The sequence below is a fragment of the Aquitalea sp. FG25 genome, assembly GCF_057809375.1.
The window spans coordinates 122,927-141,660 of sequence record NZ_JBMDJV010000014.1 but is presented as its reverse complement, the minus strand read 5'-3'; the positions used below and the strand labels follow the sequence as shown (position 1 = coordinate 141,660).

The following is an 18,734-nucleotide window of genomic DNA, read 5'->3' as shown; positions in this document are numbered from 1 at the left end:
AATACCGGCCTGTCACGCCGGGGGTCGCGGGTTCGAGTCCCGTCCACTCCGCCAATAATCAAAAAGCAGCCATAGGCTGCTTTTTTGCATTTAACATCCCCTCCCCCACAAAAAAACCGGCACTTCGCGCCATGCGAAATACCGGCTTGATCAATTGGCTGATTCAGGACTTTCGAAACGCCACCCACAGTTGCAGCACAATTACACCAACAAAGAATACCGCCACCCAGAAAGGCATTGCCTGCCCCAGGAATGTCCAGTCCACCTTGGCACACTCTCCGCTTCCCTTGAATACTTTGGACAATACATCCCACAAGGGTGAAGTTTCCATCAGATAATCCAATCCAGGCCCGCAGGCTGGAACCATGTCTTCCGGCAAGCTTTGCAGCCAAAGCTGCCGTACCGAAACAGCCCCACCACAAATAGCAGCAATCACACCCAACACACCCCAAACCCGATAACCCGTTCTGCCTGGATTATGCAAGGCTGCCAGCAGCGCAATAATACCGACCGAAATCACCCCCACCCGCTGGAAGATGCATAAGGGGCAGGGCTCCAGATGCAATACATATTGCGAATAAAGTGCAAACGCCATTGCTGCGGCGCAGCCGACTGCCACCAGAAAAAAACCCTGTCTACGTGATAAACGCATACTCACAACTTCCCCTTGTCTTTGTATTGGGCTTGAAAACGGAACATCTAGGATTTTAGTCCTGATTCAAAGTTCCAGAAATTGCTTGATGGCATCTTTCTGTGCCAGCGCATCCTTATACCCCAGCGCAATCAGGGCTCGACAATATCCCGGCTCAAACAGCAGATAAGTTGCAAGTGTCATCCCGCGCTTCTTGGTTCCGCCCGCTCCTTTCATCAGGAAGCGCAATACCGGTGGAAATTCGTGCGCGTACTGATAGGCGATGCTTTCCAGCGACTGACTGGGACTCAGCATGAAGATATCCACTTGTTTAAGACTGGTTTGTGCACACAAATCCTGATTTCCCTGCAATAAGGAAACGGTGTGATTGACACGCAGCAGGCGCTCCATGTCCATCGACATGCTATCGACAAAGACACTATTGAGCAGATGCCCGAAAACCTGTGCCGGTGTTGGCACCACGCTGACGGCACGCCGCTCGAGCACAGCGGGTCGCTGACTGGTCAAACCGACAATAAACAGCTTGTCGGCTCCCAAATGCAAGGCTGGTGATAAGGGTGTCATCTGTCTGATGGCACCATCACAGTAATGCAGATTGCCAATTTGGGTAGACGGAAAAATCAGCGGAATGGCCGAAGTTGCCATCAGGTGATCCAGGCCAATCCTTTCCCGCACGCCCATGCGCTGATGGCGCGACCACTCTTCAAGATGTGGCTGGCTTTCAAAAAACGTGACCGACATGCCAGTGCTGAAACAGGATGCGGTTAGCGCAAGCGCCTGCAGGCTATCTTGTGCCAGTGAATGGCGGATACCGTCAAACGGCATTGCCTGACCAAGAAACGCACGCAAAGGGGCATTATCCAGAAAACTCTTCGGATTACGCCAGCCATGCCCACCCGTGGCAATGGAAATGCCAAAATGGAAGAATGTCTTGATGAAATAAGCCAGGCTGGCATCGTACACATCATGAATGTGCAGCTGCTTCCACATCTGAGCCAGATAATGCACCGCCTGACGGTAATTGGTGGCACCAGAAGCAATTGCTACTGCATTGATGGCACCTGCCGAAGTCCCACAAATGATGGGAAAGGGATTGCGCTCCGGATCCGGCAGCATTCTGGAAATTGCCAGCAGCACACCGGCCTGATAGGCCGCCCTGGCACCACCTCCCGACAGTACCAGGCCAATATTGCTGTTCCCCGCCATTTTGCACCTCATCATGGATGCATTGTTTATTGCTTTAGAAATAGCTGTAAAACGACAGGCTTGGCAAGCAACTCCCCTCCAAGCCTGCCTGTCCGATCACATCCAAGCACGCCAGTTGCCAGAGCTTAGCCTTCGCCAGCAACCATCATCGACTCGATCAGCACCGACCCCATCACCTTGCCACCACGTGCCAGCGTATCGGTACCAACAGCAACCATGCGCTGGAACATATCGCGCAGATTACCGGCGATGGTGATCTCTTCTACCGGATAGGCAATAACACCGTTCTCCACCCAGAAACCAGCGGCACCACGCGAATAATCACCGGTGACTGTATTAATGCCATGGCCTAGCAGTTCAGTCACCAGTAAGCCCGTGCCAACTTGCTGCAGCAACTCGGCGAAGCTTTCACCCGTGGTATGAACCAGCAAATTATGTGGTCCGCCGGCATTGCCGGTGGACTGCATGCCCAGCTTGCGTGCCGAATAGCTGGCCAGCATATAGCCCTGCAGTACACCCGCATCGATCAGACGGCGCGCAGAAGTTTCCACACCTTCACTGTCGAATGCACCACTGGACATGCCGCGCAGCACAAAGGGGTCTTCGTCGATGATGATATTGGGATGAAACACCTGTTGACCCAATGCATCCAGCAGGAAAGAAGACTTGCGATACAGATTGCCACCACTAATGGCTGAAACCAGATGGCCGATCAGTGATGCTGCCACCGGTGCCTCGAACAAAACAGGATACTGCCCTGTTTTTACCCGGCGTGCAGACAGGCGGCGTACCGCACGCTCGCCTGCAGTGCGGCCCACCTTGAGCGGATCATCCAGATCCGCAGGGTGACGTGCTGCCGAATACCAGTAATCGCGCTGCATGGAACCCGCCTCTTCCGCCACCACGGCAGCAGAAATACTATGCCGACTGCCCGGATAACCGGCCATGAAACCATTACTGTTGGCATAGATAAAATGACTGGCCTGCGCCGACACCGATGCACCTTCTGAATTACTGATGCGTGTATCCACACCGCGTGCAGCGTCTTCACAGCGACGCGCCAGTTCGATGGCCTGCTCGACGGGCAGATTCCAGGGATGGAACAGATCCAGATCCGGAAAGTCTGTTGCCAGCAACTGACTATCGGCCAAACCTGCGCAGGCATCTTCAGCAGTAAACCGGGCAATATCCAACGCAGCCTTCACCGTATCTTGCAAAGCCTGGTCAGAAAAATCAGACGTGCTGGCGTGGCCTTTCTTCTGCCCCAGATAAACGGTAACCGACACACCTTTGTCCTGGTTGTACTCAATGGTTTCCACTTCACCCAGACGCACGCTTACCGTTTGCCCCAGGCCTTCGGAAACATCGGTTTCGGCTGCGGTCGCACCAAGCTGGCCGGCCAGTTCCAGCACCCGGCTGGCGATGCCTTGCAATACGTTTTTACTGAAACTGAATGTGTTGTCTGCCAATGTCTTATCTACCATGATGAATGTTGCCTTGCCCATGACGCGGCGCTGTCGGCACAGTACCACGCCAGGCGTGTTTGCACGGGAATCAGCACGCCTTTTCCGGTATCATACCAGCCTTGAAAACCGTAGAGACTTTTGAACGATGACTGATTACCAGAACGACAGCCTGCCTGACGGCATGGTCAGCAAGTCCCAGCGCAAACGCGATATGGACGCGCTGCAGGATCTGGGCAAGGAGCTGGTCGAACTCTCCAAGGATACGCTGAAGAAAATGCAGCTGCCGGAGGATTTGCTGACAGCCATTCTGGACTACAAGCGCTTTACCGCCCATGGCGCCTTGCGCCGCCAGCTGCAATATATCGGCAAGCTGATGCGCGACATCGACCCGGAACCCATCCGCCAGTATCTGCTGGTGATCAAGGGCGAATCGGCCGAGCACATTGCCTGGCAGCATCTGCTGGAACGCTGGCGCGAACGCCTGATGAGCGACGACAAGATGTCCGCCGCCTTCATCAATGACTTTCCCAGCGTTGACCCGCAACAATTGCGCACGCTGATCCGCAATGCCCGTAAAGAACAGGCTGAAAGCAAACCACCCAAGTCCTTCCGCCTGCTATTCCAATTGATCAAGCAAGCCATTCCGGAGCCGGGCAAGCCACGCCAGCAGGCTGACGACGCGGCTGACGACGCCGATGGAGAAGATGAATAATGCTGAAAATCGGTCTGGTATCGATATCCGATCGCGCCAGTACTGGTGTGTATCAGGACCAGGGTATCCCAGCGCTGCAGGATTGGCTGTCCGGCGCCATTAGCAGCCCGTTTTCCACGCTGACCCGGCTGATTCCTGACGAACAGACAGAAATCGAAGCCACCTTACGTCAGCTGGTGGATGAAGAAGGCTGCCAGTTGGTACTGACCACTGGAGGTACCGGCCCGGCTCCGCGTGATGTTACACCGGATGCCACACTAGCCGTAGCCGACCGCGAGATGCCCGGCTTTGGCGAACAGATGCGCCAGATCAGCCTGCGCTTTGTCCCCACGGCCATTCTGTCCCGTCAGGTAGGGGTCATTCGCAAGAATGCACTGATTCTTAACCTGCCAGGCCAACCCAAGGCCATCAAGGAAACCCTGGAAGGCTTGAAGAACGATGCAGGAGAAACACAGGTCCCCGGCATTTTTGCTGCGGTACCCTACTGCATTGATCTGATTGGCGGCCCCTACATCGAAACCGATCCCAAGGTGTGCAAAGCATTTCGACCCAAATCGGCACAGAAGCCGCCAGCCGCCTGATGAACTACACCGCGCCAGCCTGGCTACCAGAAGGGCATAGCCAGACCATCTGGCCAGCCCTGATGATACGCCCGCCACGCCCGTCCTATCGGCGTGAGCACTGGCCCACGCCGGATGGCGGCACTATTGCCCTTGATTTTGTCGACGGCAAGCCAGGCAGTCCGCTAGTCGTACTGTTTCATGGACTGGAAGGCAGCAGTGACAGCCATTATGCCCGCGCACTGATGCTGCAACTGAGCGAGCGCGGTTGGCATGGCGTCGTGCCACATTTCCGAGGCTGCGGCGGCATGGACAACCCGCTGCCGCGCGCTTACCACGCCGGCGATGCAGACGAAATACGCTGGATAGTCCAGGCACTCGCTTCACGCTACCCGGTCATGGCAGTCGCAGCGGTATCACTGGGCGGCAGCATGCTGCTCAACTACCTGGCAGCGGAAGGCAGACAGGCCATTCCGCGCGCAGCAGCGGCGATATCGACTCCGCTGGACCTGGTTGCCGCCAGCACCCGGCTGGATAGCGGCCTTGGCAGACTGCTGTATACCCGCATGTTCATGCACACGCTTAAACCTAAAGCACTGGCCACACTGCAGCGTCACCCCGGTCTGTTCGATGGCAAGCGGTTGCGGCGCGCCCGTACTTTTATCGAATTTGACGATCTGGTCACCGCCCCACTACACGGCTATGGCAACGCGCTGAACTACTGGAAAAAGGCCAGCAGCAAATCCCGGCTGCAGCAGATTACCTGCCCCACCCTAGTCCTCAATGCGCAGAACGATCCCTTTCTGCCGGCAAGCGCCCTGCCCGCTCCGCATGAAACCAGCACGGCGGTCTTGCTGGAGTTTCCACAGCAAGGAGGCCATGTCGGTTTTGTCAGTGGCCGTTTTCCCGGCCACATCAACTGGCTGCCACAGCGGATTCTGCAATTTTTCCAGACTTATCTTCAGCCCTGAAACCAACCATCATCGCGGCAGATAGCCAGCCCCCTCATTGCCAAAGCCCGCACAGTTCTGCATGATGTCCGTTTTGGCTGAACGCATTACCACAGGCTTACAGAATGTCCGACATCCTCAATACCATTGTTGCCACCAAACATCAGGAAGTCTCTGCCGCCCTGCAAATCCGCCCGCTCAGTGCGGTGCGCGAGGCTGCCGAAGCCCGTAGCACCGACAAGCGCGACTTTGTTGCCGCCATGCGCGCCAAGCATGTATTGGGCCAGCCGGCAGTCATTGCTGAAATCAAGAAAGCCAGCCCCAGCAAGGGCATCATCCGCGCCGACTTCGATCCGCCAGCCATTGCCAAGAGCTATGCCGCCGCAGGTGCCGCCTGTTTGTCGGTACTGACCGACAAACAGTACTTCCAGGGCGATGCCAGCTATCTGGAGGCTGCTCGTGCTGCCTGTCACCTGCCAGTGCTGCGCAAGGACTTCATGGTTGACGAATACCAACTGTACGAAGCCCGTGCCATGGGAGCTGACTGCATTTTGCTGATTGCCGCTGCCCTGCCGCTGGCACAGATGCGCGACTTCGAAGCCCTGTCGCACGAACTGGGCATGGCCGTACTGGTAGAAGTCCACAATGAAGAAGAGATGGAACAGGCACTGCAGCTGCAAACCGAGCTGATTGGCGTCAATAACCGTAACCTGCGCACCTTTGAAGTCAGCCTCACCACAACACTCAAGTTACTGCCCGGCATCAACAATAGCCGTATTGCCGTGACCGAAAGTGGCATCCTCTCAGCAGACGATGTACGCCTGATGCGCAGCCACGATGTCCATAGCTTTCTGGTGGGAGAGGCGTTCATGCGCCAGGACGATCCCGGCGCAGCGCTGGCCAACCTGTTCTTCCCTTCCGCACAGTAAACCAGACAATAGGCAACTGACTTGCCGCCACGGCAATTCAAATAAAACGGCCACTACATCAGTGGCCGTTTTGCTGTTTCAAACCTGGCAGCTCAGTAATCCGCCCCCAGATACAGATAGCCGCTGAGCTTGCCATTCCTGGCATTGCCTACACCAAGAAAAAATGGCCCAAGTATGGTGTCGGCCGCCAAAAATACCGACCCCGCAGGAATCCAGCCGGTATTGCTACCATTAAACGGATTTCCCCATACTCTGCCAACCTCAGCAGACATCCCGGCATACAGGCCACTTCCCAGCACCGAAGGCAGTGATGAGGCCCGCCAGTACACCATCAATCGGGATAGTGCCACCTTCTCACCCAGCAGCTCTCCCGCCTGATATCCGGTCAGATTCAGAAACCCCCCCAGCGACTCCAGCCGGTAATCATCCTGCTTACGGTTGACAATGCCACGCGCCTTGCCGGTAAGCCGGAAGGTAATATCGCCAAAAGTCTTAACCCCTTCCGCAATCGCATCGTAATCACGACTGGCGGTGTAGCTCCCCATGGCCGGCAGGGAAGATGTCAGGACCGTACTCATGAAATAACCCGAACGTGGCCAGCGCGGATTATCAAACTGATCGATCACCAACTTGCCACGCACACCTGCGTAACTGTGGGTGATCTTGTCCGACAGATACGAGAACTGCCCCTGGGATAGATAACTTTCCACCCGAGAATCAAACAGTCCAATCCGGAACTCACCATAACGCCCCAGAACGGTACCAACATCGGCATTCACCGAAGTGACATCATTGCTGATTTCTGCATATTTGATGTGATTGTCATCATAAAAGGACAAAGGCTGCTGGTGATAACTGACTGATGCTGCAGCAAACAAGGGGCTGTCATAGGACCATGGCTGGTAAAGCTCGGTCTTGAACAGCTTGTTCTTACCGACCATCATTTCATTACGCCAGGAGCCACCCGAAGCATTCAGCCAGTTCCGCTGATGTGCAGCAAGAAAGCTAAAGCTGGAGTCGCCCGGTGTCGAGCTACTCAGGCTCAAACCAAAATGCACCGCATTAGGACCGATGCTCTTTTCCAGCGGCATAACCGTCATGACATTGCGACCGCTACTGGCGTCGAGCGAGTAGCTCAACTGGTCGTAATCACCCGTGGCAAACATGTCGCGCAACTTCTTGCGCACTTCATCGACCGCCTCATCTCCCTGCAAGCCGGTAATATTTTTAGCTAGTCCGTCTGCATTGACAAAACGGCTAGCACTCTTCACCTGCACCTCATCCACAACCGGGTAAGACGGCAATTGAAGCCGACTGCGCCAGGCTGCGTAACGTTCCGGACTGACCGAGAAACGGCTCAACGCTTTGGACTGCGCAATCGCTGCCGTAGTACCGCGCTGGATGATCGCCTGGTTGTCGCCAAAGGCAGCCGCATTGTAACCATTCAGGTCCGGCTGGATCAGGACATCCCCCTTCTCCATCAGCGCCATCTGTTCTTTGACGTTGCGGCTGACCATCAAATTGGTGGTTTGGGCCACCACATCAAACAGGTTGTTGATCTGGTCCTTGGTCAGGGGTGGCGTCCCCACATCCACCACGATGAGGTGTTTGGCACATTGCCGAGCATCCTGGATGGGCAGATTACGCGCCAGACCGCCATCAACGAGCAAACGTCCATGTGTTTCCACCAAGTCGAACAGACCGGGCACCGCCATGCTGGCACGTAGCGCCTCTGCCAGCGGTCCCTTATCAAAAACCACTGCTTCACCATTGGCAAGATCAGTGGCAACGGCACGAAACGGAATGGGCAACTGGTCAAAAGAGTCGAGCTGCCGATCCCGGGTGAGCTTGCGGATGAACATTTCGATTTCTTGCGAATTGATGGCGCTACGCGGCACACGCAGCTGGCCATCTTGCAAACCGAAAGTCACGTCCAGATAGTTCTTATAATCATCCCGCTTCTTGTCATAGGGAATATCGCTTCTAGGCAAGCGACCGGACAACATTTGATCCCAGTTGGCATTTTTGAAACTTTCTGCCATTTGGTCCAAATCCATCCCATTGGCATAAACACCACCAATCAGCGCCCCAGCACTGGTTCCGGCAATGCAGCGGATCGGGACATGCAGCCGCTGTAATTCACGCAGAACACCCAGATGGGCGAATCCACGTGCGCCACCACCGCCCAGCACTACTCCAACACCCTCATCGGGAGCAAGCTCCTCAGCGTGAGCAGACTGGCAGGGCAGTAACAGCAAGCCGCTGAGGAACAACGTTCCTAGCAGGAAATCTGAAATTCTTTTTGCGCGAAAATGCATATTCAGTAAAAAAGGGAAATTTACTATTTCACCTAAGCATCACGGTGACGTAAGATATAGTGACATACATTCGACAAAACATAGAGCCCAATAAAGCTAAGGCACAATGTTCGATTTTAAATCTCTGGTCAGCTCCCTGCTCACAAAAAACTCCCTGGCAACGGGCATCGCACAATCTGCGACCTTGCTGGTGAGGGACCTGCCGCAGACTGAATACTTCACGGCACTTGTCGAAATCATCAAGGCCATCTCCAAAATCAACGCAGATACTGACATTCCGTTGAAGGAGCGCATCAAGACACTGGTCTATGTCGATGATAAGGCCCATAACATCCACCATCAGCTGTGCCAGGATTTTCTGGCCGCCACACCGGGCAGCAAAAACTACCTGCCTACCATTCTGGCCTTCTGGCACGAGCTGGCCAATGCATATCAGATTTGTCTTCGCCTGTACCAGGCTGCACCTAACAATGCCATGGAAGCGGATATCCGGCTGATCACGGCACGTGGGCTGCACCACCAGATGCGCCTGATCGCATGGAACTCCCTGCGCTACCTGAAGCCGGAAGGCTCGGTATGGCAGCAAGGCTTCCGCTTTTACATGCAGGCTGAAGATGCGGGTGTAGCCCGCACACCGCTGATGTTGTACCCAGATGCCAAGGTGGAAGTCAGCTGTGAGCAACTGCTGCTGCAAGGCTGCATGCTCTACCTGGCACAGACCGACAATATGCTGCATCGGGAAATCATTGCAGTCGACCAGTTAATGATGCCGCTAAGCCAGGGCATTCACCTGGAAAAACAGCCACCCGTGCAGGAGCCGGTATTTGTCATCAATCTGAGCATGCCGGAACACCCGCAACCCATCTTGCGTGGCATGGCGGGCAAGTGGCTGCGCTACTGGTCCACCAATGACCTCACCAGCCGTCTGGCAGACCTGATGTTTGACCTGGATCGCTCGATTCCGCCGGCGCTGCGGGCACTGGATGCCAAGCTGGAGTGTGAGGAATGGCTTGCGCTATGCGAAAAGCTGGCCATCCGTTGGTCGGATGACGGCGGAAAGTCACTGCGTAAATCCGAGCGCTCGCTGCATACTTCCTCTGCACAGGTGACTATTGGTTTCGAACGCGTAGCCTTTGCCGTCAAGATTCAGGATATCGAAAACACCAGTAGCAACAATATTCAGGAATGGAAGGTCAACGACATCAGCAGCAGCGGCATGGGGCTGACCTTTGTTGGCAAGAGCGTGGAGCAGCTAGCCATTGGCCGTATTGTGCTGGTCAAGACCGAAAACCACCCCCTGTTGCTGGGTGCCATTCGCCGCATTCTGCGGCAGCAGAACGGCACCAAAGTCGGCATCGAAATCCTGGGGCAAAGTCCGGTAGGTGTTTCATTGACCGAGCCCGGTGGCGACCGTGAACAACCCACCACCGCCATCTACATTACCCAGCCCAACTCCCGTAAAGGTCAGCGCTGGTTCCTGATGCCAAAATCACTGGCCGCTCCCGGCAAGGAACAGATTCTGACTGCGCAGGGAAAATCTTATCTCATCCGGCTGAAAACCCCGCAACAGGAATTTGAAGACTGTAGCAACAGCGACTTTGATACGCTATCCAAAGTAGATTGACGCTGTCGCAAACAGGCTTCGACCTAGCAGGCACAGTGAATACATCAACAAAAACGCCCGCACATGCGGGCGTTTTCATTCCAGCCAATCAGACAGCTACAGCACTTCGATAATACCTGCTGCACCCATGCCGGTACCGATACACATGGTCACCATGCCATAGCCTTGCTGTCCGGCATTCCGCATGCCATGCACCAGGGTGGCAGTACGGATGGCACCAGTCGCACCCAGCGGATGACCCAAGGCAATGGCACCACCATGCGGGTTGATCTTGCTGGTATCCAGCGCCAGATCACGTGTCACAGCCAGCGCTTGCGCGGCAAAAGCCTCGTTCAGCTCGATCCACTTCAGGTCATTCTGAGTGATACCTGCTTGTTGGCAGGCAGCCGGGATGGCTTCTTTCGGGCCAATCCCCATGATTTCCGGCGGCACGCCCTTCACGGCAAAGGTGACATAACGCGCCAGCGGGACCAGGTTGAACTCTTTAAGCACGCGCTCGGACACCAGAATCACCGCACCGGCACCGTCGGACATTTGCGAAGAGTTACCGGCAGTCACCGAACCCTTGGCATCAAATACCGTCTTCAGCTTGGCCAGGCCTTCCAGTGTGGTTTCGCGACGCGGACCTTCGTCGGTGTCCAGCAGCTTGGTTTTGCTGATGACTTCGCCTGTTTCCAGATTCGGGGTACGGTAGGTCACTTCCAGCGGGGTGATTTCGCTCTTGAACGCGCCGGAATCAATGGCGGCAATGGCACGGCGATGCGACTCGACGGCAAAAGCATCCTGGTCCTCACGCGAAACGCCCCACTGCTGGGCTACCTTTTCTGCTGTCAGACCCATGCCGTAAGCGATGGCATAGTTTTCATCCTTGGCAAAGATTTCCGGGTTCAGCGACACCTTATTACCCATCATCGGCACCAGCGACATCGATTCGGCACCGGCGGCAATCACCACATCCGCTTCACCCAGTCGAATGCGGTCGGCAGCCATTTGTACGGCATTGATGCCGGACGAGCAGTAACGGTTGATGGTGATACCGCCAACGGTATTGGGCAGACCAGCCAGCAGCACGCCAATCCGCGCCATGTTCAGGCCCTGCTCTGCTTCCGGGAAGGCACAACCCACCACGCAGTCGGAAATCAGCTTCGGATCCAGCGTCGGCACCTGGGCCAGCGCACCGGTAATCACATGCGCCAGCATGTCATCCGGGCGCACATGGCGCATCATGCCACGCGGTGCCTTGCCCACCGGCGTGCGGGTGGCAGCAACGATATAAGCTTCCTGTACTTGCTTGACCATTTTTCAATCTCCTTGCAGCCGACGGCTCCGCCCCTCGCGGCCGTCGGTCTGATGCATTGTTCGTATTAGTTGCGCAGCGGTTTGCCGGTGGTGAGCATGTTGGCAATGCGATCCTGGGTTTTGGAATTTTGCAGCAGGGTCATGAAGGCCTTGCGTTCCAGATCCAGAATCCACTGCTCGTTCACCAGCGTACCGGCCTCAACATCACCACCGGTCATGACATCGGCGATTTGCGAAGCAATGAAGAAGTCATGCTGGGAGATGAAATTGCCTTCCAGCATATTGATCAGCGAGCCCTTGATGGAAGCGGCACCAGAGCGACCTGCAACCGGGAAACCCTTCACTTTCAACGGCGGACGATAGCCGGATTCGGCCATGGCCAGCGCTTGTTGCTTGGCGACATACAGCAGTTCGTAAGCATTGAACACCACCGAATCCCCCTTGCGGAAGAAGCCGATTTCCTGTGCTTCCTGACCGCTGGTGGCTACCTTGGCAGTGGCAACAGCCATGAAGTAATCCTTCAACGCGGCGAGTACATCGCCCTTGGCTTCCTGTGCGGCACGCAGGGCGAATTCCTTGCAACCGCCACCGCCCGGCAACAGGCCAACGCCTACTTCTACCAAGCCTACGTAGGATTCCAATGCCGCGACCGTCTTGTCGCAATGCATGGCGAATTCACAACCGCCACCGAACACATAACCTTGGGTTGCCGCCACGGTAGGCACCTGGCTGTAACGCAGGCGCATGGAGGTTTCCTGGAAACGGCGCACCGTTGCGTCAATGGCAGCCCAGTCGCCAGTCATGAAGGCTGGCAGCATGGATTGCAGATCGGCACCCACCGAGAACGGCTCTTCGGTTTGCCAGATCACCAAGCCCTTGAAGCGATCCTCGGCGATATCCAATGCGGTATTCAAACCGGTAATGACATCGGGGCCGATGGCATGCGCCTTGGACTTGAACGACACCACCAGGATGTCGTCACCCGTGGTGAAAGCACGTACGCCATCGTTTTCGAATACGGTTTCGCCCAGCGGAGCAGCCACTTCACCCAGTACACGCGCCGGAGCCAACTGACGTTGATACACATCCAGCGTGGAGCGACCTACCAGATTCTGACCAGCAGCGTTGTAGGAACCATCAGCAAAATGCACGCCGGCGCGATCCACCTGCAATGCCCAGGCCGGCAATGCGGCACCGGACAAGGCCTTGCCTGCCTTGATGTCCTCATCAATCCACTGTGCTACCTGTTGCCAACCGGCAGCTTGCCAGGTTTCAAACGGGCCAACCGACCAGCCAAAGCCCCAGCGAATGGCAAAGTCCACATCGCGTGCGCAGTTGGCAATATCAGCCAGGTGGTAAGAGATGTAATGGAAAACATCACGGAAGCAGGCCCACAGGAACTGTGCCTGCGGGTGTTCACTGGCACGCAGCTTCTTGAATTTCTCTGCCGGGTCGGCAATCTTCAGGATGTCCTTGACCGCATCGTTACCCTTTTGTCCGGCACCAACGTATTCGCCGCTAACTGCGTCGAAGACGAACATCTTTTTGCCGTCCTTCTTATAGATGCCGACCTTGGTCTTGGCACCCAGCGCACCGCCAGCAATCAGCTTCTGCAGCCATTCCGGCGATTTGAACAAGTCATGCCACGGATCAGTCGGCAGGGTGTCGTCCATGGTTTTCACCACATGGGCGAAGGTATCCAAACCAACCACGTCGGCAGTACGGAAAGTAGCCGACTTGGGACGACCAAGGCGCGGACCGGTCAGGTCGTCAACAATATCAAAGCGGATGCCGAATTTTTCAGCATTGGCAATGGTTGCCAGCATGGAGAACACACCAATGCGGTTGGCAACAAAGTTCGGCGTGTCTTTGGCACGAACCACACCCTTACCCAGGGTGGTGACCAGGAAACGCTCCAGATTATCCAGAATGCCCGCATCCGACGTTACGCACGGGATGATCTCGACCAGGTGCATATAACGCGGCGGGTTGAAAAAGTGCACGCCGCAAAAGCGCGGACGCACGGAATCGGGACAGCTCTCGGCCAGCTTGTTGATGGACAGACCAGAGGTGTTGGTAGCGAAAATGGTGTGCTCGCCCAGATGAGGCGCCACTTTGTGATACAGATCGGCCTTCCAGTCCATGCGTTCGGCAATGGCTTCGATCACAACATCACAGTCTTTAAGCAGGTGCAGGTGATCTTCGTAATTGGCCGGCTCGATATAGCCTACTGCATCTTTGTTGGACAACGGGGACGGCTTGAGCTTTTTCAGCCCGTCCAGTGCCTTGAGCACGATGCCGTTTTTATTGCCTTCTTTTGCCGGCAGATCAAACAGGATGGTCGGTACTTTGGCATTGACCAGATGAGCGGCAATCTGCGCACCCATCACGCCAGCACCCAGCACTGCCACCTTGCGTACATTGAACTTGGTTTGAGACATGGTTTCCTCGTTATGTTGAAACTCATCAATCATGGGGCAGGCCCCTCATGCCTGCCTTGCTGTCGGGGCATGGCCATAAAATGACCATGCCCCTGCCACGCCCCTAAACCATTACTGTCTGTTTAGAAGCTGTAGTTGTACTGCAGACCAATGAGTTGCAGATTGGTCTTGTAAGAACCTTTTGTGGTTTCGCCGTTGCCAGTACATGTGGTCGACGAGGTGGTGCAACTGTCGGCGTAATTGACATTGGTATTCTTGAAGAACACATAAGAATAGGCAAAGTCCAGCGACGACTGCTTGCTCAGCTTGTAGTTGGCACCAAAGGACAACCAGTAGCGGTCACTATCCGGCAAGGCCGGATGGGTTTCATCCGTATTTTTGACCGGAGACTGATCCCAGGCAATACCGGTGCGCAGCAGCAGACTATCGCTGTAGTGGTAATTGGCACCAAGCGACAGCTTGAAGGTATCGCGCCAGCCTTGCTTGATCACCAGATCGCCTTCACCCGGCTGACTGAACTTGATGTCAATCCGATCCATCCGCGAATGACGCGTCCAGGTCAAATCAGCCATCAGGTCCACCTTGTCATTCAGCTTATGAAATCCATTAACAGCGATGGATTCCGGGGTATCAACGGTTACCGTGCCATCGGAATTTACGTGATGGAAGTTATTTTGAATGATGGAGGCAAACGAACCGGCCGCACTCAGATCCCAATACGCCTGTCCATCAAGCTTTTGGCGAATATTGGAACGGTAAGCGACACCAAAACGCGTTGCATCATTCAACTGATACATATAACCGAGATTGAAACCGAAACCCCAACCATCAGCACTCAATGCAGCATGTCCGTCGCCAGTATTTGGCACGCCGGTCAGATCAACCGCCTTGGACAAATAGGCCTTCATATATTGTGCAGACACACCAAAGCCAAAGGCATGGTGATCATCCAGCTTGTAAGACACTGACGGATTAAAGTTCAGTGTTTCCAGCTTGATGCTTTCCAGCGCATAGCGCCCAGCCCAGGTTTCGCCATAATTCAGATCCGTACCATACGGTACGAACACACCCAGACCAACCGTCCACTTGTCATTAATCTGATGCGTTGCATAGAAAGACGGTGCAACCACATAGTCCGGCGCATAGCCACTAGCGCTACCACCGCCGGTAGAAGTACCGGAGTGTTTTGTAGAGCCGTTATCGGTATAGCTGGAATCCGGCACCACCAGAGTCAAACCGCCGGAAAAATTATTTCCAGTCAGGCGGGACATACCGGCCGGGTTATAAAAGATGATGGAAGCGTCATTCGCTTCTGCGCTATTGGCAAATGCGGTGCCCTGCGCGGAAACGCTTTGCGAGCCGAAATGGTAACCGGAAGCCAGTGCTGTGGAAGAGAATGCCCCGACGGCAACTCCCATGAGCATCACGGATTGGCTGAGGTGCTTGAGTTTCATGTGTTATCCCTCTCTGCGAATATATCTGTATGTAGTCCTAGTCGCTTTTTATGTCCGTATTACGACGGATCAATTTGGATACTACCAGAGTATTAGAGCATGTCCACTAAAATAAGAGCGTTTGTTCCAAACGATCGTTTCACACAACAAGCATGCAACAAAATCTCTTAAAATCAACCAACTTCAGCTAAGTTACGCGATTTTCCATCCACATCAATTGCAACAAAAGTGGCAATCACTTCGGTCACAAATACCAACTCCCCATCCAGCCTTTCTGCTTCCACCGAAATTTTCAAGGTCACCGACTTCTGCCCTACACGCAGCCTTTCCACATACAGATTCACCACATCACCCAGCAAGATAGGGTGGGTAAACTGAAAGGCATTCACCGCCACCGTTGCCACAGGACCACGCGCCAGCCGCTCAGCATCCAGGCTGCCTGCCATATCAATCTGCCCCATCAGCCATCCGGCCTGAACCCGACCATAAGCATTGGTAGCCGTTGGCAGGGCACGTACCCGCAATGTGGGCAAACGATGTGAATTGGAATCCATGTGGTACTCCCGGTGGGCAAATCGTTTAGCCAAGCCGCCGTCGTACAGCAGCTTGGCTGAACGGCCGGATGGCAAACCATCCGGCAATGCATTTAATTTAGAAAATGACTTTAGAAAATGTGCCGCTTCAGTAGCGCTATATCATGCTGCTCCAGCGCCATATCAAAGTCATCCACCATGATGACATCGCGCTTCAGCTTACGCGCACGGGCCACTGCAGCAAATTCAGCCTGCGTAACAAGACCTGCCTGCAAGGCCTCATCTAACCGCTCCTTGGCCGTCACACATTTGAACTTGCCCTCGCGCGCCAGCTTGCGCAGCTTCTGCTCAACCGGCTCGGTATCCAGAATGGCGTGCAGTGCATGCTGCAGCACACCCACAGCATCTTCCTCTGATGGCGGAACGTACATGCCACGCGTCAGGCGCTCACGCATACCACCCGGCTCCATCATGGCGCGCGCCACCTTGGTGCCAATGCGGTCTGAAGCTGGCTTGAGGGTGAGCCCCCACGGAAAGATGATCTTGCGCAGCAGCCAGGCCAGCCCGCGACTTGGCAGGTTGGCCAGGAAGCCATCCATCGCCTGCTGCAAGTCGAACAGCGCATTTTCCACCGCCCAACTCAGCACTGCCAGATCGTCCTTTTGCGCACCTTCACGCTCAAAACGCTTGAGGCAGGCCGTGGCAATGTACAGATTGGACAGCATGTCCCCCAGACGCGCCGACAGCTTTTCGCGGAATTTCAGTGAACCACCCAGACTGAACATGGCCATGTCGGACAGCAAAGCAAAGGCACTGGAAAAGCGGGTAATCTGCTTATAGTAAACCGCTGTTTCACCAGCGCGTGGCGAGCCGGCAAAGCGCGCACCAGTCAGGCCCAACCACAACGAACGGAATACATTGCTGATGACAAAGTTGATGTGACCGGTGAAGGCCTGATCAAACTCGGCACCATCGTTGGCCATGGCAGCTTTCATCTCGCGCAGCACAAAGGGATGGCAGCGAATGGCGCCTTGCCCGTAGATGATCATCGAGCGGGTGAGAATATTAGCCCCCTCCACCGTGATGCCGATCGGAATGGATTGATAAGCACGCGCCAAATAATTGCGCGGCCCCAACACCACCGCCTTGCCACCATGGATGTCCATCGCGTCATTGATGGTTTTGCGCATACGCTCGGTATTGTGATACTTGAGCACAGCAGACAGCACCGATGGCTTTTCGCCCATGTCCAGACCAGTCAGCGCCAAATCCTGCGAGGCTTCCATCTGGTAGGTGTAACCGCCAATGCGTGCCATCGCCTCGTCCACACCCTCAAACTTGCCGATAGGCAGGCCGAACTGATCGCGAATGCGCGCATACGCACCGGTAGTAAACGTTGTTACCTTGCCGCAGGCCACCGACATCGCTGGCAGGGAAATGCAACGACCAACAGACAGACACTCCACCAGCATGCGCCAGCCCTGACCGGCAAACTCGCGACCGCCAATAATCCATTCCAGCGGAATGAACACATCCTTACCCCAGGTCGGGCCGTTCATGAACACTGCACCACCAGGGAAATGACGGCGACCAATGCAGACGCCTTCATGCTCGGTCGGTACCAGTGCACAAGTGATGCCGATTTCTTCCTTATCACCCAGCAGGTGATCCGGGTCATACATCTTGAATGCCAAACCCAGAATGGTGGCTATCGGGGCCAGAGTGATCCAGCGCTTTTCCCAGCTGACGCGCAAACCCAATACGTCTTCGTGGTGCAGGCCAGTGCGCGGGTCGGTATAGCTGCCACGGCAGACAATGCCGTAGTCAGGAATACTGCCTGCGTCCGAACCGGCATAAGGGCTGGTCAACGCAAAGCACGGTACTTCCACGCCCTTGGCCAGACGCGGCAGGTAATAATCTTTCTGTGCTTCGGTGCCGTAGTGCTGCAGCAACTCACCCGGACCGAGCGAGTTGGGCACCATCACCGAAACAGCTGCGGAACCGCCACGGGTAGCAATCTTGGTGACCACCTTGGCATGGGCATAATTGGAGAACTCCAGACCGCCATACTTCTTCTTGACGATCATGCCCAGGAAACCGTTGTCCTTGATGAACTGCCACACGTCCGGTGGCAGGTCTTTCAGTTCGTGCGTGATCTTCCAGTCATCGATCATCGCGCACAGTTGCTCGGTGGGACCATCCAGGAAAGCCTGCTCTTCTACGCTCAGTTTTGCATCCGGGAAAGACAGCAGACGCTGGTAATCCGGCTTGCCGGAGAACAGATCCCGATCCCACCACACCGTACCGGCATTGATTGCTTCCTGCTCGGTCTGCGACATGGCAGGGGTAATCTTCTTGAAGATACCGAAAACCGGACCCGTAAAAACGGCACGTCGCAACGGCACCACGTTCAGCACCACAACAAAGAGTGCGAACACGCCCCAGGCAATGGAGGAAACCGGGCAGCCAAACGCAAATTGCAGGCTGGCAAGCCAGGCAGCCAATCCCACAGACCACGCCAGCACCGGCGCGCGATAGTACGCCAACGCACCAATCAGTGCGATGAGAAGAACAGCAGCAAACATTGTGA

General features: G+C 55.3%; 14 protein-coding genes. 5 read left to right on the top strand and 9 right to left on the bottom strand.

Translation table 11 applies throughout. The annotated features are described in order from the left end of the window. Positions 1 to 163: 163 nt before the first annotated feature. From ACODR9_RS14095 to pmbA, 3 genes are all read right to left on the bottom strand, one after another. Complete coding sequence (locus ACODR9_RS14095) at positions 164 to 652, bottom strand: disulfide bond formation protein B (protein ID WP_488810026.1); 489 nt, start codon at positions 650 to 652, stop codon at positions 164 to 166. Between the two features lie 66 nt (positions 653 to 718). Beyond that, entirely contained in the window at positions 719 to 1,858 is a 1,140-nt protein-coding gene (locus ACODR9_RS14090; protein ID WP_488810024.1) for a patatin-like phospholipase family protein, read from the bottom strand. A 125-nt stretch (positions 1,859 to 1,983) separates the two neighbouring features. After that, complete coding sequence (gene pmbA / locus ACODR9_RS14085; RefSeq protein ID WP_488810023.1) at positions 1,984 to 3,342, bottom strand: metalloprotease PmbA; 1,359 nt, start codon at positions 3,340 to 3,342, stop codon at positions 1,984 to 1,986. A 127-nt stretch (positions 3,343 to 3,469) separates the two neighbouring features. Between pmbA and yjgA the strand changes: the two genes are divergently transcribed. The 4 genes from yjgA to trpC all read left to right on the top strand — a co-directional run bounded on the left by yjgA (position 3,470) and on the right by trpC (position 6,475). Further along, positions 3,470 to 4,036, top strand: a complete 567-nt coding sequence (gene yjgA / locus ACODR9_RS14080) for a ribosome biogenesis factor YjgA (protein ID WP_488810022.1) — start codon at positions 3,470 to 3,472, stop codon at positions 4,034 to 4,036. Further along, the gene (mog, locus tag ACODR9_RS14075) at positions 4,036 to 4,617 is read left to right on the top strand and encodes a molybdopterin adenylyltransferase (protein WP_488810020.1); all 582 of its coding nucleotides are present in this window, start codon (positions 4,036 to 4,038) and stop codon (positions 4,615 to 4,617) included. Before yjgA ends, mog begins: the two co-directional genes overlap by 1 nt. Further along, complete coding sequence (locus tag ACODR9_RS14070) at positions 4,617 to 5,567, top strand: YheT family hydrolase (protein WP_488810032.1); 951 nt, start codon at positions 4,617 to 4,619, stop codon at positions 5,565 to 5,567. Before mog ends, ACODR9_RS14070 begins: the two co-directional genes overlap by 1 nt. A gap of 104 nt (positions 5,568 to 5,671) precedes the next feature. Further along, complete coding sequence (gene trpC, locus ACODR9_RS14065) at positions 5,672 to 6,475, top strand: indole-3-glycerol phosphate synthase TrpC (protein WP_488810019.1); 804 nt, start codon at positions 5,672 to 5,674, stop codon at positions 6,473 to 6,475. 92 nt (positions 6,476 to 6,567) lie between these two features. On the opposite strand, the gene ACODR9_RS14060 is transcribed toward trpC, so the two are convergent. Beyond that, positions 6,568 to 8,793 (bottom strand): patatin-like phospholipase family protein, encoded by a 2,226-nt coding sequence (locus ACODR9_RS14060; RefSeq protein WP_488810018.1) that lies wholly within the window; start codon positions 8,791 to 8,793, stop codon positions 6,568 to 6,570. 106 nt (positions 8,794 to 8,899) lie between these two features. Here ACODR9_RS14060 and ACODR9_RS14055 point away from each other — a divergent pair, with 106 nt between their 5' ends. Next, positions 8,900 to 10,417, top strand: coding sequence for a PilZ domain-containing protein (locus tag ACODR9_RS14055; protein ID WP_488810016.1), 1,518 nt, complete (start codon positions 8,900 to 8,902; stop codon positions 10,415 to 10,417). A gap of 96 nt (positions 10,418 to 10,513) precedes the next feature. Here ACODR9_RS14055 and ACODR9_RS14050 read toward each other — a convergent pair whose 3' ends face one another. From ACODR9_RS14050 to ACODR9_RS14030, 5 genes are all read right to left on the bottom strand, one after another. After that, positions 10,514 to 11,716 carry an acetyl-CoA C-acyltransferase gene (locus tag ACODR9_RS14050; protein ID WP_488810015.1) on the bottom strand — a complete coding sequence of 401 codons (1,203 nt, stop codon included), beginning with the start codon at positions 11,714 to 11,716 and terminating at the stop codon, positions 10,514 to 10,516. Between the two features lie 65 nt (positions 11,717 to 11,781). Continuing rightward, positions 11,782 to 14,157: a 3-hydroxyacyl-CoA dehydrogenase/enoyl-CoA hydratase family protein gene (locus tag ACODR9_RS14045; protein ID WP_488810031.1), complete on the bottom strand. Its 2,376-nt coding sequence runs from the start codon at positions 14,155 to 14,157 to the stop codon at positions 11,782 to 11,784. A gap of 122 nt (positions 14,158 to 14,279) precedes the next feature. Further along, positions 14,280 to 15,611, bottom strand: a complete 1,332-nt coding sequence (locus ACODR9_RS14040) for an OmpP1/FadL family transporter (protein WP_488810014.1) — start codon at positions 15,609 to 15,611, stop codon at positions 14,280 to 14,282. 173 nt (positions 15,612 to 15,784) lie between these two features. Then, on the bottom strand, positions 15,785 to 16,165 hold the full coding sequence (locus ACODR9_RS14035; protein WP_488810013.1) for an acyl-CoA thioesterase: 381 nt from the start codon (positions 16,163 to 16,165) through the stop codon (positions 15,785 to 15,787). 110 nt (positions 16,166 to 16,275) lie between these two features. Beyond that, a complete protein-coding gene (locus tag ACODR9_RS14030; RefSeq protein WP_488810012.1) occupies positions 16,276 to 18,729 on the bottom strand; it encodes an acyl-CoA dehydrogenase in 2,454 nt (817 codons plus the stop codon). Positions 18,730 to 18,734: the final 5 nt, after the last annotated feature.